At 64.7% G+C, this 1654-nt stretch carries 2 protein-coding genes; both read left to right on the top strand.

What is annotated here, in order from left to right; translation table 11 throughout:
• Positions 1–1065, top strand: a 1065-nt coding sequence (locus ACSNOC_RS27655) for a DUF6801 domain-containing protein (RefSeq protein ID WP_436750316.1), incomplete at its 5' end; no start/stop codon positions are given.
• A gap of 324 nt (positions 1066–1389) precedes the next feature.
• The coding region (locus ACSNOC_RS27650) for a DUF6801 domain-containing protein (RefSeq protein WP_436750315.1) at positions 1390–1654 on the top strand (265 nt) is incomplete at its 3' end.

The following is a 1654-nucleotide window of genomic DNA, read 5'->3' as shown; positions in this document are numbered from 1 at the left end:
CCGATCGAGATCCCGAAGCAGAACATCCCGCCGGCCCCGCCGTACACCGAGTTCTCGATCAACGCGAGCGGTGACGCTCCGGAGATCAGCTTCAGCGAGCCCGGGCACGGTGAGATCACCGTCGGCAACATCACGCTGACGCTGACCCCGCGGAAGGCCGACGGCTCGGTGACGGGCCTGAAGACCTTCGAGTCGGCCTGCACCCTCGACGCGGGTCAGGACACCGTCCTGGCCGAGTTCGAGGTCACCGACGGCGGCTCGGATCCGACGGACCCGAGTGACCCCTCGGACCCGACGGACCCCACGGACCCGAGTGACCCCTCGGACCCGACGGACCCCACGGACCCGACGGACCCCAGTGACCCGACCGACCCGTCGGACCCCACCGACCCGTCGGACCCGACCGACCCGTCGGACCCGACCGACCCGTCGGACCCCACGGACCCGAGTGACCCGTCGGACCCGACCGACCCGTCGGACCCGAGTGACCCGTCGGACCCCACCGACCCCTCGGACCCGAGTGACCCGACCGACCCCACCGACCCCGGTGGTGAGCCGATCGAGTACGGCTACAACCTTGAGGGCACCTCCCACATCGGTACCCCCAACGGTGACGTCGCCATCTCCGGTGACCTGGACGCTCTGTTCGACCTGGACTCCGGTGAGTTCGACGCCGAGCTCAACCTGAACCCCACCACGGGCAGCTTCAAGGTCATGGGCTTCCTGCCGGTCACCACCGACATCAAGTTCGAGCAGATCGGCGCCACCACGGGCACGCTCATCGAGGGTCAGCTCAACTCCAGCTCGACCATGAACGTCTTCCTTCCCACGGTGAAGGTGTTCGGCTTCCCGATCGGCGGCGGTGAGACTTGCCGCACCGTCGAGCCCTCGGTGGTCAACCTGGAGTCCACGGACGAGTTCTTCGACCCGCTGGCGGGTGGCGAGCTCACGGGCACCTACGCTCTGTCCGGTGTCCAGGGCTGCGGTCAGCTCACCGGCTTCATCAGCCCGTTCGTGGCCGGTCCGAACAACACGCTGGCCATCAACCTGACCCCGAAGTCCTAATTGATTCGGATCAGTTTGAAATAGCACGCTGAATAAGTAACCGGCCCCTGTCGCACTCTGCGGCGGGGGCCGGTTGCTTGTCATTTCCAGGGACTTTCCGGAGGGTTGTTTGCGGCCGTCGCATGCCCGCTGACCTGGGCGTATGGAACCACTCGGCCAGGTGTGAAGAAGTGACCGCCGATGTGTGAAAAAGTTACTGTCCCACCTCTTGACCGTGAACATACCGGCAAGTAGTTTTCTGTTCGAGAATGTGGACGATCCGTTCTCAGCGAAGCGGGCGGCATCACTCGGTGTCTCTCTCGCCCTTACACGAGAGGTACCTTCATGGGAATCCACAAGAGAAAAATAAAAAGAATGAAGGTGGTGGCCGCTGCCACCGCCTCCGCCGTCGTCGGGGGTGGGCTCATCGCCTTCGCCGGGGTTTCCGCTTCCGCGGACCCGGCGTCCCTGACGCTGACGTACACCTGTCCGTTCCCCCTGATCGGCAAGCAGCCGCTCAAGGTGGAGATCAACACGGACATCCCCAGCAGCATCGCTGTCAACGAGATGACGCCTCCGATTCACATCGAGGCGATCAGCACCGTCAACG

Source organism: Streptomyces sp. URMC 129 (assembly GCF_051386415.1).
Taxonomy (GTDB): Bacteria; Actinomycetota; Actinomycetes; order Streptomycetales; family Streptomycetaceae; genus Streptomyces.
Note: the sequence above shows the minus strand (reverse complement) of the source record. Positions and strands in the feature narration are given on the sequence as shown.